This window comes from Flagellimonas alvinocaridis (assembly GCF_965248585.1).
Lineage (GTDB): Bacteria > Bacteroidota > Bacteroidia > Flavobacteriales > Flavobacteriaceae > Flagellimonas > Flagellimonas alvinocaridis.
Genome location: NZ_OZ252111.1, coordinates 2,247,610 through 2,261,571, shown reverse-complemented (window position 1 = coordinate 2,261,571; position 13,962 = coordinate 2,247,610). Strand labels below are relative to the sequence as shown.

Annotated in this window: 8 protein-coding genes; 6 read left to right on the top strand and 2 right to left on the bottom strand. The window is 42.5% G+C overall.

Annotation, left to right across the window (positions count from 1 at the left end; all coding sequences use genetic code 11):
- Nucleotides 1-18: 18 nt before the first annotated feature.
- The 4 genes from ACP14V_RS10170 (at nucleotide 19) to ACP14V_RS10155 (ending at nucleotide 7,558) form a co-directional block, all read left to right on the top strand.
- On the top strand, nucleotides 19-1,146 hold the full coding sequence (locus tag ACP14V_RS10170; RefSeq protein WP_136566996.1) for a FecR family protein: 1,128 nt from the start codon (nucleotides 19-21) through the stop codon (nucleotides 1,144-1,146).
- Between the two features lie 119 nt (nucleotides 1,147-1,265).
- The gene (locus ACP14V_RS10165; protein WP_136566995.1) at nucleotides 1,266-4,679 is read left to right on the top strand and encodes a TonB-dependent receptor; all 3,414 of its coding nucleotides are present in this window, start codon (nucleotides 1,266-1,268) and stop codon (nucleotides 4,677-4,679) included.
- A gap of 37 nt (nucleotides 4,680-4,716) precedes the next feature.
- Nucleotides 4,717-6,156: a RagB/SusD family nutrient uptake outer membrane protein gene (locus ACP14V_RS10160; protein ID WP_136566994.1), complete on the top strand. Its 1,440-nt coding sequence runs from the start codon at nucleotides 4,717-4,719 to the stop codon at nucleotides 6,154-6,156.
- 157 nt (nucleotides 6,157-6,313) lie between these two features.
- Entirely contained in the window at nucleotides 6,314-7,558 is a 1,245-nt protein-coding gene (locus ACP14V_RS10155) for an aminotransferase class V-fold PLP-dependent enzyme (RefSeq protein WP_272610425.1), read from the top strand.
- A gap of 182 nt (nucleotides 7,559-7,740) precedes the next feature.
- On the opposite strand, the gene ACP14V_RS10150 is transcribed toward ACP14V_RS10155, so the two are convergent.
- Both ACP14V_RS10150 and ACP14V_RS10145 read right to left on the bottom strand, forming a co-directional pair.
- Nucleotides 7,741-8,511, bottom strand: a complete 771-nt coding sequence (locus tag ACP14V_RS10150) for a carbohydrate-binding family 9-like protein (RefSeq protein WP_424987276.1) — start codon at nucleotides 8,509-8,511, stop codon at nucleotides 7,741-7,743.
- 113 nt (nucleotides 8,512-8,624) lie between these two features.
- Nucleotides 8,625-9,206, bottom strand: a complete 582-nt coding sequence (locus ACP14V_RS10145; protein WP_272610423.1) for an RNA polymerase sigma factor — start codon at nucleotides 9,204-9,206, stop codon at nucleotides 8,625-8,627.
- Between the two features lie 118 nt (nucleotides 9,207-9,324).
- Here ACP14V_RS10145 and ACP14V_RS10140 point away from each other — a divergent pair, with 118 nt between their 5' ends.
- Complete coding sequence (locus ACP14V_RS10140) at nucleotides 9,325-10,476, top strand: FecR family protein (RefSeq protein ID WP_272610422.1); 1,152 nt, start codon at nucleotides 9,325-9,327, stop codon at nucleotides 10,474-10,476.
- A gap of 183 nt (nucleotides 10,477-10,659) precedes the next feature.
- Nucleotides 10,660-13,956: a TonB-dependent receptor domain-containing protein gene (locus tag ACP14V_RS10135; RefSeq protein WP_272610421.1), complete on the top strand. Its 3,297-nt coding sequence runs from the start codon at nucleotides 10,660-10,662 to the stop codon at nucleotides 13,954-13,956.
- Nucleotides 13,957-13,962 lie beyond the last annotated feature (6 nt).

Below are 13,962 nucleotides of genomic sequence, written 5' to 3'. Positions count from 1 at the left end.
AAACACCAAAGACTTTCAATGGAATATCGTTTGATAACCAAATACCTATCAGAAGCAGCTTCCGAAGCCGAGGTGGCGCAAATTTTTGAATGGATAGAAGCCTCTCCAAGCAACAAGGAGGCATTCATGGAAATAAAGAAGATTTGGGCCTTGGGTACCAAGGGAGATGAAGACATTGAAAAGGCTTGGTATGAAATTCAAGGACGCCTCAAGATCATGTCACGCAGGAGAAAACGGGCCAATACCCTTAAATACGCGGCCATTTTTGTTGGACTTGTTGCAGGGGCCTATGTTTGGTTGTCCCAAGAACCAGTGGAAAATCCAGGATTGATCATTGAAGACAGTGCCGTTGTTCTTAGTACGGGTGACAATACCACCGAGAAACTCAATGTGAACTCAGAGCAGAACTTCTCGACCCAAGGAGGAAAAGTATTTGCTACCCAAGTGGGGAACAAGATTGTGTACAATGCCAATGAATCCATTAAGGAGTTGGTGTATAATGAGATAAAGGTACCCCATGGAAAGACATTTCAGTTGGTACTTTCGGATGGTTCCTTGGTGCACCTCAATTCGGGCACTTCCATGAAATTTCCAGTCAACTTTCTTCCAGGTCAGGAAAGAAGGGTATTCTTGGATGGCGAAGCCTATTTTGAGGTGGCCAAAGACGAGAAGCGCCCATTTTTGGTTGAGGCCAATGATATAGATGTCCAGGTTTTAGGAACACATTTTAATGTAAGCTCATATAAAGGCACCGAACCTTTTACCGTACTGGTTGAAGGAAGCGTTTCTGTGTCGGATAAGCAGCAGGAAGAAGAAGGAAGAATATCCCAAGTCATCGTTCCTGGGCAAAAAGCATCTTTGACCTCCAACGGGTTTGCTGTTGAGGAGGTGGATGTGAACGATTACTTGGAATGGAGACAAGGAAGGTTGATTTTCAACAATGAGTCTTTCCAAGAAATTGTCTACAAAATTGAAAGAAGATACAATGTAGAGATCAACAATGCCTATACAGAACTGGATCCCATACGATTCAATGGTAAGTTTGGAAACGAAACCATCATTGATCTATTGGATACCTTCAAGGAAAGTGCCGGATTTGACTACTACATTCAAGATAATAAAGTGATAATTAATCAACCCAACTAAAAACCCACTTGCCAATGAATTAAAACAAACTGACTCAAAAAAAAAGGGAACGCGGCCACGTTCCCCTAAAAAATGATTTTAACTGAAGGATTAATAATCAATCAAAATCTCTCAAAATTATGAAAAACAACCATTGGTTTTCCTGTTTTTTGGAAAACATTTTAAACAAGAACCGAACATTGAAGGTTTCGATCTTATTATTTATATGTGTCTTGTTCAATCTCCATGCGAGCTCATATTCCCAGAACACAAAAGTGACGGTGAGTGTGAACAACGCCCCTATTGAAATGGTATTGGGCCAGATAGAGAACCAAAGCAAATTCAAATTCTTTTACAAAACAGGTGAAGTTGATGTGAACAAAAAGGTGACCATCAATGTGAAGAACATACCTATTAAAGATTTGTTGCACAAAATCTTTGTAGGGGACAATATCTCTTTTGTAACCGTAAAGAACCAGATTGTACTGAAGAGCAACAGACCCGTGCAGCCTGTCTTTTCTGGAAAAACCCCTATGGCCAATGCGGAACAACCTGTTCCTCAGATTTCCATTAGTGGGACTATTGTAGACAGCAACGGAGTTCCTATTCTTGGAGCCTCGGTCATAGAAAAAGGGACCACTAATGGTACCGCGGCCGACTTCGATGGGAACTATGTGCTACAAGTTTCCGGTCCTGACGCCGTGTTGGTGTTCAGTTCATTGGGATTCTCTACCCAAGAGATTGCCGTAGGAACCGCCACTACCTTAAATGTGACCTTGATGGAAGATGCACAGAGTCTTGATGAGGTGGTGATTGTAGGGTATGGTACCCAGAGAAAAAGTGATTTGACCGGAGCCATTTCATCTGTTTCCTCGGATGATGTACAAGGACAGCCTGTTGCCAATATCAACGAAGCCGTTCAGGGAAGGATTCCCGGTGTTGAAATTACCTCTAGCTCGGGAGAGCCCGGCGCGCCTTTACAGATAAGAGTGCGTGGTATGGGTACTTTTGGAAATACCGGTCCACTATATGTTGTGGATGGTATGCCGGTAAACGTTACCGATGTGAACTCCATAGACCCCAATTCCATTGAGTCCATGGATATCTTAAAAGATGCCTCTGCCTCTGCCATTTATGGATCAAGAGCTGCCAATGGAGTGGTATTGATCACCACCAAAGCAGGTAAAAGTGGTAAGCCCAAAGTAACTATAGACAGCTACTACGGTATACAAGAGTTTACGGATTTCATTCCAATGTTGAACTCTAGACAATATGCCCAATTGAATATTGATGCTTCCGCCGCAGCAGGAGCAACAGTTGAACCTGCATTTGCCAACCCTGATGGCATAACCGTAAATACTGACTGGCAGAAGGCGGCCTATCAGGCTGCTCCGATACAAAACTATAACGTGTCTATATCTGGAGGTAGTGAAAATGCCAAGTATTCTGTTTCTGGTGGGTATTTTGATCAAGAGGGTATCATGGTGTTCAGTAACTTTAAAAGATACACCGCTAGGGTAAAGAGTGAATTCAAGATTGGAGAAAAACTGACCATTGGAGAATCCATCAACCTAAGTAGGGGATTGGGTCTAAACATGGGTCAAGGAAACAACTTGGACTTTGCTTACCTCTTGGGAGCGTCCCCAACGATGCCCATCTTTAGGGAAGGAAACCTTGGAGGGTATGCCGGTCCCAATGCTGCCGAAACTGGCAGGAACAACCGTGAGAATATTGTAGGTAGAAGGAACTTTAGACGTACCTATACCACCATCAATAAAATCTTGGGAAGCTTGTATGCCGAGTATCAAATCATTCCTAACTTGAAATATCGTTTGAATTTGGGTATCAATGCCGGTTTCAATACATCAAAATTGTATGTGCCCAAGTTTGAAATGGAAAACAGGACCAATCTTGTTCAGCAATTAACGGAGAGCAAGAACGAATCTTACGAGTATTTGGTTGAGAATATTTTGACCTATGACAAGCAATTCGAAGATTTCTCCCTATCTCTATTGGGTGGATACACCGAACAGAATGCTTTTTATAGCAACATCGGTGGATCAATTCGCGAATTCCCCAGCAACGAACTACGTGTAATCGATGCAGGAACAGGAAGCTTCACGCTTCAAGGGAATGAGTCCGAATGGGCATTGAGATCTTATTTGGGAAGGGCCAACATCACCGTTTTGGACAAGTATTTGTTCACAGCGACTTTCCGTCGTGATGGTTCTTCAAGATTTGGTAGTGAGAACAGGTTCGGTAATTTCCCATCCTTAGCTTTGGGATGGAACATTTCCAGGGAAAACTTTATGTCCGCCATACCGGCCATCAGCAACTTGAAGTTAAGGGGAAGCTGGGGTAAATTGGGTAACCAGGATACCAATGATAATTATGTGAACCAGACCACCATTGATACCACACCAAGGTATATTTTAGGATCAGGTCAAGGTATAGCTGCTGCTGCAGCGGTCACAAGCTTGGGTAATCCCGCCTTGAAATGGGAATCCACAACACAGACCAACGTAGGTGTTGATCTAGGATTGTTGGACGGATCTATTTTCTTTACCGCGGATTACTGGGTTAAGGATACCGATGGCGTTTTGTTGCGTACCCCGATTTCGGTGGCCACCGGTATTGATAGGTCTTCGGGCCCATATGAGAATTCCGCAGGGATCAAAAACTCCGGTTTTGAGTTCTTGTTGGGATATAGAAAAGATCGTGAGGATTTCAACTATGAGGTATCGGTTAATTTATCCACAGTTAAGAATGAGGTGACCAGTTTGGGAGATGGAACTACATCCATCATCAACTTGGTGAACAACGCCTATAACTATGGAACCTTTACCCGTACCACAGTTGGAGAGAGCATGTCCAGTTTCTATGGTTATGTTGCCGATGGAATTTTCCAGAACGATCAAGAAGTAGCCAGCCATGCCACACAGCCTGGAGCAGCACCTGGAGACGTAAGATTCAAAGACTTGAACGGAGATGGTGCCATTACCGATGCGGATAGAAAGGTGATAGGAGATCCATTTCCTGATTTCAGTTACGGTATCAACGGAAGCATGTCTTACAAGAACTTTGATCTGAGCTTGAGCTTTCAAGGAATTGCAGGAAAGGAGCTATACAATAGCCAAAGAGCATATTTGGAAAGTATGGACGGTGAACACGGACAAATGGCCACTACGTTGAACCGTTGGACCAGTGAAGGTTCCACAAATACCTTCCCAAGGGCAGTACGTGGAAACCCTAACGACAACACGCGTCCATCCACACGTTTTCTTGAAAATGCCTCTTTCCTGAAATTACGCAACATACAGGTTGGGTATAGATTCCCAAAGAGCATCTTGGATTCCGTTGGGCTGACCAATGCCAGGATTTATTTAAGCGCCCAAAATGTGTTTACCATTACCGATTATTCAGGATATAATCCTGATGTACTTGGTGGATCTGGTTGGGCGACCAACGATTTGAATCCTCTTGCAGTAGGGGTTGATACGGGAACTTACCCTTTGCCTAGAACCATACAAATGGGCGTGCAAATAGGATTGTAGGAAACCGAGGAAAATAAATCGAAAAAAAATAGAGATCATGAAATATATATATAAAATACTCACTCTTAGCTGCTTGGCTTTATCTCTAGGCAGTTGCGAAAAAGATTTTTTGGATAAAACTCCGCCAGATGCCATTCCAGTTGACGGATTTTTTAACTCTGCTGAGCGTGCGGAACAAGGGGTGAATGCAATCTATGCGACCCTACAGACCACCGAATTGTATTCGAACACCATGGCAAAGTTGTACGATCCCCCAACAGGCGAGACCGTCCTTACCAACACTGGTGGCTATGGATTCAATGATTTTACCTATTCAGCTGCTGATGGTATTCTAATGGATGTGTATGGAAAGCTATATGAAGGAGTCTTTAGAGCCAATACAGTAATCAAGGAAGTACCTTTAATGGAAGAAATCGATGCAAGCCTTCAGGCTAGGTTTGTGGGAGAAGCCAAGTTTCTACGCGCGTTCTATTATTGGCACTTGACCACCTTGTGGGAAGATGTGCCCCTGTTCACAGAGCCTTTTGATGTGCCTTCTGATGCCCTTGTGGCCAAATCGACCAGAGCTGCCATCTATGAAGTGATGATTCAGGATTTGATTGATGCCGAGGCAGTGCTTCCCGAGGTGTATGGGGCTTCAGATTTGGGTAGGGCCACCAAAGGAGCTGCCCAGGCCCTTTTGGGAAAGGTCTACCTGTACGATGAAAACTATCAGCAAGCCGAAGTTTGGCTAGGTGAGGTCATAGATTCAGAATTATATGACTTGGTGGAGAACTTTGGGGATATCATCAATATCAACAATGAGAACAATGTAGAGTCCATTTTTGAAATCCAGTTTGCCGAAGTGGGTGAAGGAGATGTTGGTACACTAAGGGTATCTTACAATAATCCACAGGTTAATGGAGGTTTTGGAAATCACTTGCCTACCCAATCTATTGTTGATGCTTTTGAAGATGGAGATCCAAGGCTCAACGAATCCATCTTCATTGATGGAGATGTTTTTGCTCCTGAACTGAGCACGGAGAGTCTTAATTTGGATACCTATCAATCGGTATGGTCCGCTACAGGATATAACCTGAAAAAAGGCTTGTTCCCTGTAATGTATGTGAACAACCGAGGAACCAACTTCCCAGCTATCAGATACGCAGATGTTTTGTTGATGTATGCAGAAGCTGCCAATGAGTTGGATATGAGAGATGATGCCCGTGATGCGGTGAACGAGGTTCGGGACCGTGTAGGAATGCCTTTGTTGGATGCCGGCACCACTGGGACCAAGGAAGCTTTGTTCGATGCCATTGTACATGAAAGACAAGTAGAATTGGCCTTTGAGTACCATCGTTTCAATGATTTGAGAAGATGGGGATTGGCTCAAGATGTATTGGGCCCTAACGGTTATGCAGAGCGAAACAGATATTATCCATTGCCTCAGGAAGAAATAGATACCAATGAAAACCTTGTTCAACGACAAGGATGGTAATTGGTCCATTTTTACTGACAGAGGAAAACTAAAATAAGTTGAACAGTGATGGGTGCCACCAGAGGGAGTTCTGTGGCACTCGGTCACTGTCTTTTTAGTACAATTGGGAGGAAGTGGAACGTATCATGGAATTGGAATAACCCAAAAACAATAACAAATGATTACAAGGAGAAAATTATTGAAAAACTTATCGGCTGTTCCGGTAGTAGGTGGATTGGTAGGTACCGGTATGGTATCGGCCTGCGAATTCAGCAAGACCGACCCAGGAGCTGGAACAGAGGAAGCGACCAGGAACTTTTTTGAGGAACTGGGCGTGACCCCGGTAATCAATGCGGGGGTTACCATGACCTTTCTATCGGGCTCGTTGATGCGTCCAGAGGTTATGGCGGCCATTAACTCCACCGCCCATGATTTTGCCAATATGTACCAACTACAGGACAAGGTAGGGGAAAAGATAGCTGAAATGCTCAACGTGGAAGCGGCTATGGTAACCTCCGGTGCGGCCTGTGCCATGGTATTGGGTACCGCTGCGACCATAACGGGCATGGACCTGAAGAAAAGAAGGCAATTACCCGATCTTCCAGATCCACGTCCGGAAGTTATCATGCAGAAAAGCCATAGATATGTTTTTGATCAAGCAATTCCTACGGCAGGAGCCAGGATTGTAGAGGTCGATGGTGCGGAGGAAATGGAAGCTGCCATCAATGAGAATACGGTAATGGCCTTGTACTTCAATGCAGCAAGTGGCCCAATTTTACACGAGGAATTTGTGGCCATAGCCAAGCGCCATAATGTACCTACGTTCATTGATGCTGCTGCTGATGTGCCCCCAAAGGAGAACTTGTTCAAGTTTCAAAAAATTGGTTTTGATTTAATCACTTTTTCAGGAGGAAAAATGATTAGGGGGCCACAAAGTGCCGGGCTTCTTTTTGGTAGAAAAGACCTTATTGAAGCGGCTAAATTCAACCATAGCCCGCATGAAGCTCCAATAGGTAGGCCCATGAAAGTCAACAAAGAGGAGATTTTTGGTATGTATGCCGCCCTTAAGGCTTATTTGGAACTGGACCATGAGAAGGAATGGCAAGATTGGTTGGATCGTATTGAGCGTATCAAAACAAAGATAACAACTATTGAGACCGTGAGTGGTGAGACCCATGTAAGTCCTGGTCCCGCAAATGCTTTTCCAAGTATGTTGGTAAGCTGGGATGAAGAAAAGGTGAAGATGAGCCCCAAAGAGGTTAGTGATGCCTTAAAAGCTGAAAATCCAAGTATAGTAACCAATATAAGAAGAGGAAGGGATGGTGCTGCGGACAGATTGAGTGTCGGTGTTGTACTATTGAAGCCTGAACAGGTTGATTATGTGGCCGAACGTTTGGCAGATGTGTTGATTAAGGCCGTTTAAGTAAGAAATTTGGCCAATATCAGATGTAGGATGATTGGCCCCACTGTACATTTTATTACAGTGTGTAAGATCGAGCAATCATTGGAATTGTTTGGTTAGTTTTTTAGATTGCATGGGGCGCTGGTTATCACCTGCGCCCCATTTTTGTTTTGAAATGAGTGCACTTTGATTTTTACGGCCTTTTATTCCAAAACCATATAGCCAAAGTATTCAGGCCTGTGGAAAGCAGGTCTTTTGGCCATGGTGGAACTCCAACAGGCAAAGGTGGAATTTTCTGCATTGTTTCTCCAGCCCTTTTCGGTTTGGTCTTCTTGGGAAATGATTCGGTAAAAATTCAATCTATATACATTGTCAGGCGTGTTTTCAGGGTACTGTAGCAATTTTAATGGAATTCTCATGTGTCCGCTCCATGTATTGGTGTTTTGGTCCTTGGAGGCACTGTGTTCCACACCCATGGCGTTGGGATCCAAATGCTCCGAGCTAAATTTTCCGTCACCTTTGAAGTTGTTATGTATGGTGGCCAGGAACATGGCATTGTTGGGGTTTAATTGAATCTCAACATAGTCCTCCATAGGTTCTTTTCCTTTGCTGATAAAAAGCTCAAAGACCTCTTGTGTGAACATGGGGGTGTTATCTTCCGTGAAATAATTCTGGTCCATTCTAGGGTTGTCCCTGCATTCAAATTGTATTTCAAGAAATTCATCATCATATTTTACCAATACCAAGGTTTCTTCTTTAATGGGCTCTCCACCAACGCTGTGCTTAAAATGGAGGTCTCCCAATTGGGTAAAGGATTCCTTGTTTATGGTAATTGTTGGCAGTTTTCCGGTGTTGTTTTCAGTCATGGTTTGGGTTGTTTCAGTTGTATTGGTATTGTCCTGTTTTTGTTTGGTATTGCAGGATAAGTACAGGATAGCGCATAAAAATACTGTGATTGGTTTGGTTTTTTTCATTGTTGAAAATGTGATATCAGGTTGTGTAAATGTTCAATTTAGCAGGTCATAAAACGTTAAGGCCTCAAGAGATAAAAACAATCATACCCGTTGAAGATTAATGAATGTCTTTTCTACCGTAGTTTAGGGTTACAGGCTAGAAAAAAAATGGTCTCATATTTATGCCCCAATTTTTTCTCTAGGATTTTAAATGCCCTGGTCATGTGCGCCTCAATAGTTTTAATGGAAATACCTAAATGCTCGGCAATTTCTGTGTGGGTAAGCCCTTCTTTTTTGTTGAGAAGGAAAATACGCCTGCATTTTGGAGGTAGATTGTTTATCTCCAAATTCACTAGCATAATGATCTCTTCCAGATTGTCTTGCTCATTTTCAACAGCAATGTCTATGGCCTCCAAGTATTTTTTTTCCAAGTACAGAACAGACTTATTCTTTCTATACTCGTCTATAAACTCATTATAAACCGCTTTATAAAGGAAGTTCTTGATTAAAAAGTTAGGATTGAGTTTTTTTCGCTTCGTCCAAACCCTTACAAAGACATTTTGTACAATATCTTCTGCTTTACCATGATCGTTCGTCAAGGTGTAGGCATAGCTACAGAGTCTTTGGTAATAGGTGTCCATTAAGTATTCGTATGCTTTCTCATCACCTTTGACCAGTCGTTTAGTCAAAAAGTAATTATCGTCGGTATAGTCCATTGGAGGTTGATGATTTCCTATCCACTTTATCGTTTTCGTTGGAAAAATTATAAAAAAATATCATAAAAAAATGCAGGGTCTCAAAACTTTCACACGTATTTAAGAGTAATTACAAAACATGGAATCAGCCAAACGTCATAGACTTATTGTCAAGTTCCTTAATAAGGAAGCCAATCAAGAAGAATTGGAGAGGTTGGAGGACAGTTTGCACGACAAGGAGAATATCACAACCTTTAACAATTTAGTTAGAATCCAATATCTAACCGCTAACGGTATGGCAAACTATAATTTAAATGAAGCCAAGGAATCCATTAAGCAAAAAGTCAAATCCGAAAAAAAGAAGCAAAGGCTACAGCTTTATAGAAGAGTTTCTGTTGCTGCTTCGGTTTTGTTGGTTTTGGGACTGGTTCTTAACGGGTATTATGGAGAAGAAGCAATTCAAGAGAAGCCTAACAAGATTGTAATTGGTTCTGACAAAGCTGTACTTACCTTGGAAAACGGGGATCAAGTAGCGTTGGAAAAAGGCAAGAACTTCAGTACGCCAATGATCAAAAGTAATGGTGAGCAAATTGTGTACTCCAGCAAAGAAAGTATAAGTAATGAAGAAGGGGAGTTGAACAACTACTTATCCATACCGAGAGGGGGACAGTTTTTTGTGCAGCTTTCAGATGGAACAAAAGTGTGGTTAAATTCGGAGACCAAGCTAAAATATCCAGTATCTTTTAATGGAATGGAGACCCGTAAAGTGGAACTTTTGCATGGGGAAGCCTATTTTGAGGTGACACCAAGCACCCTTAACAACGGAGCAGGTTTTCAAGTGGTTTCCAACGATCAGAAAATAGATGTCTTGGGTACAGAATTCAACGTTAGTGCGTATAAAGATGATGATGAAATTGTGACCACTTTAATCGGTGGCAGCATTGCACTTGAGAGGGGAGCTTCCAAGAAAATGCTCCGACCCAACCAGCAATCCAGGATTCATAAATCTTTGGATGATATAGTTGTTGTGGATGTGGATGCATCCCAAGTAATGTCTTGGGTAAATGGTGTGTTCACTTTTGAAGGAGATACTTTGGATGAAATAATGAAAGTGCTTTCCAGATGGTACGATATAGAGGTGGTCTTTGAATCGGCCCAGCGTAAAGATTTTAGTTTTACAGGGATACTGGAAAGAACCAAATCATTTGATGATATCTTGGGCGTAATGGAAGTAGCGGCCCAAGGAGAAGTCACATTTGAAGTAAAGGATAAGACCGTACATATTAAATAAAACAATATGACAAGAAATTGCTAAATGCATAAAAAAAGGAAAAGGCTAACACATTCCACCGTAATAGCCTTTGTCCTCAGCGGATTAATTAAAACTAAGTATAACTAAACCAATTGCTAATTTATGAAAATTAACTTGAATCTGGGTCGATCTAAAACAAGATTTCGACTCTTAAAGTTTCTTATGAAAACTTTTATTTTCTTATGTTGTACCCTTGCCTTTGCTCTGGGATCCGAAAAGGGCTTTTCCCAAGATGCTGACATTTTGATTGCAAAGGATAAGGTGCTCAATGTTAAGCAAGTATTTAAACTGATGAACAAACAAGCCGACTATAAATTTATTTATAGGAACGACTTGTTGGAAAATGCTCCTGAAATTTCTGTGAAACAAGGTGTTGTTAAAGCAAAACAACTTCTTGATATGCTCCTTACCCCTGTAGATTTCACTTACGAATTCACTGCCAACAATACCATTGTTGTTCGGAAGAAAGAGAAATCTGAGATAAAGATTGAAGAATCGAAAGTGGAAACCGTAGAGCGTTTGCAGCAACAAGTAAGCGGTACTATTGTAGATCAACAGGGAATTCCATTGGCTGGGGCCAATATTGTTGAAAAGGGAACCACCAATGGAACACAAACCGATTTTGATGGAAATTATGCCATTTCAGTAGATGACAATGCCATTTTGGTTATCAGCTATATTGGCTTTCAAACAAAGGAAATTTCCGTTAACGGACAATCGTCCATCGATGTTACCTTAGTGGAGGATGCCAATCAACTTAGTGAAGTGATTGTAACTGCCCTCGGTATTCAAAAAACCAGAAAGTCCCTGACTTATGCAGCACAGGACATCGATTCTGATGAATTGAACCGTGTAAAACAGTCCAACCCTATGAACAGCTTGTCCGGTAAGGTGGCCGGTGTGGCCATTACCAGAAGTTCATCTGGTGTAGGGGGGTCTGTAAAGGTTACCTTGAGGGGTAACAACTCTTTTGGAAACAACCAGCCCTTGTATGTGGTGGATGGTGTACCGTTGTCCAACCCAACTGCTGCCCAACCTACAAGCACCTTTGGTGGAGGTAGGGACGGGGGCGATGCCCTTTCCTTGATCAACCCTGACGATATTGAATCCTTGACCGTATTGAAAGGTGCTTCCGCATCGGCACTCTACGGAAATGCAGGTCTTAACGGGGTAATATTGATTACCACCAAGAAAGGTCGTGATGGCACCTTTAAAGTGGATTTTTCTTCCAACCTTACGGTGGATAGAGCTGCTTATATGATTGATTTTAATGATGAAGCGCAGCAGAATGTTGATGATTTTTTGGAAACAGGAGTGAACAACATCAATTCCGTGTCTTTGTCCGGTGGAACAGAAAAGGCGCAGACCTATTTTTCTTATAGTAACAGTTTTGCTTCAGGAATTCTTCCCGACAATACCTTAAAACAACATACCATAAACTTGAGGGAAACCGCCAAGTTTTTTGATGATGTGTTGACCATGAATGCCAGTATTATGGCATCGACCCAAAAGATACACAATAGGGCCGTTTCAGGATTTTATTTCAATCCTTTGGTAGGTACCTATGTGTTCCCAACAGCAGAGGGGCGTTTAACAGATTATGCTGATTTTGAAGAGTACAACCCGGACAGGAACATTCAGGTACAAAGATGGGTAAGACCATTGGCTGATATTGAGCAGAACCCTTATTGGATCGTGTACCGAAACCCAAGAGAAGACACCAATAGAAAATTACTGGCTTCATTGAACCTGAATTTTAAGGTGACTGATTGGTTGTCGATTCAGACCAGGGGAACCTATGACCAATCATTTTTGGATTTTGAACGAAAGGCCTATGCTTCCACCCAGGCCACATTGGCCCATGAGAATGGCCGATACACTTTTAACGAACAGGATATCCGTCAACTATATGGGGATATCATTGCCAATATCAATTATGATATCACCGAGAAGATTTCTTTGACAGCCAACGTAGGTGGCAGTGTTAAGCGAAATACCACTGAAATTCTAAATGCAGATTCAGGATCACAGGGAGGGCTTCAGTTTGCCAATGTGTTCACCGTTCAGAACTTTAATGCCAATTCCCAAGTGGCCTTGTCACAGACCTCATTGAATAGACAAATCAATTCTGTTTTTGCAAGTACTACCTTGGGCTATGAAGAGAAGATTTTTGTGGATCTTACCGCCAGAAATGACTGGTCGTCCACACTTCCACCAGAAAACAATTCATTTTTCTATCCTTCTGTGGGTATTACTGGGGTTTTGAGTGAAATGTTTGATTTTGGAGATAAGGTTTCCTTTGCCAAAATAAGAAGCTCATATGCAGAAGTGGGTAATGATTTTGCCCCTAACCAAATTAGCCCAAACAGGACTATTTTGTTTGGTAATGGAATCAGTCCTACCGATCCTATCAGGCCATTTCCAGGGACCACGCCAAAGCCGGAAAAGCAGAAGTCTTTTGAATTGGGTACCGAATGGAGATTTTTCAACAATCGTTTAGGCTTTGATGTTGGGTACTACAACACGAAGACGGTTAACCAGTATTTCCCCTTCCCAACTTCGGTTGCGGTTATTGGGGCGCCCAATGCAGGGTTAAATTCAGGAGAGATTGTCAACAGGGGTATTGAGGCCACTATTTTTGCCACACCCATCCAAAGTGAGGATTTCCGTTGGAAGACCACAGTGAACTTTGCGCGAAACAAGAACGTAGTGGAAAGCATCTATGACGGTACGGTTGCCGATGGACTTATTGAACCTACCTATTTTACCCTTTCCGGAGCTGGGAACAATTCCTTTGCTTCCTATTTGGTTGAAGGAGGTTCCTTTGGGGACATCTATGGCCGGGTGGTAAAAAGGGATGAGCAGGGTAGACCTGTTGTAGTTGATGGTGGTTTGGTGGAAAATGACCAAAACCCCGACAATGTTATAGAAGGTTTGGAAAAAGTGGGGAATGCCAATCCAGACTTTACTTTGGGATGGAACAACTCCTTTAGCTACAAAAACTTTAGTCTTGACTTTTTGATTGATGGGAAGTTTGGTGGTGAGACCATGAGCATGACCCAGGCCGCTGTGGAAGGCTTGAGCAATAACACCGCTCGTGAAACAGCCAATGGAAACATCGAAGTGGTTGATATCAATGGTAATCCAGAAACTTGGACGGCACAACAATACTACGGTGCAGCAGGTGGAAGGAATGGTTTTACGGGTGAATACGTCTACAGTGCTACCAATGTACGGTTGGCCGAATTGGCATTGGGCTACACCTTTGATTTGGGAGAAGAATCTTTCTTTAGCAATGTGAGCGCTTCCTTGGTAGGGAGCAATCTGTTCTTTTTCTACAAGGACGCCCCACATGACCCCAATGTCAGTTTAAGTACGGGCAATGCACTACAGGGAGTGGATGTTTTAGGTCTTCCCTCTACAAGGAGCACAGGTCTAAACGTAAAACTAACTTTTTAAAAAAAA

Coding starts and splice junctions, on each gene's coding strand:
- ACP14V_RS10170 (WP_136566996.1), top strand. CDS start 19: ATGGAATATCGTTTGATAACCAAATACCTATCAGAAGCAGCTTCCGAA.
- ACP14V_RS10165 (WP_136566995.1), top strand. CDS start 1,266: ATGAAAAACAACCATTGGTTTTCCTGTTTTTTGGAAAACATTTTAAAC.
- ACP14V_RS10160 (WP_136566994.1), top strand. CDS start 4,717: ATGAAATATATATATAAAATACTCACTCTTAGCTGCTTGGCTTTATCT.
- ACP14V_RS10155 (WP_272610425.1), top strand. CDS start 6,314: ATGATTACAAGGAGAAAATTATTGAAAAACTTATCGGCTGTTCCGGTA.
- ACP14V_RS10150 (WP_424987276.1), bottom strand. CDS start 8,511: ATGAAAAAAACCAAACCAATCACAGTATTTTTATGCGCTATCCTGTAC.
- ACP14V_RS10145 (WP_272610423.1), bottom strand. CDS start 9,206: ATGGACTATACCGACGATAATTACTTTTTGACTAAACGACTGGTCAAA.
- ACP14V_RS10140 (WP_272610422.1), top strand. CDS start 9,325: ATGGAATCAGCCAAACGTCATAGACTTATTGTCAAGTTCCTTAATAAG.
- ACP14V_RS10135 (WP_272610421.1), top strand. CDS start 10,660: ATGAAAACTTTTATTTTCTTATGTTGTACCCTTGCCTTTGCTCTGGGA.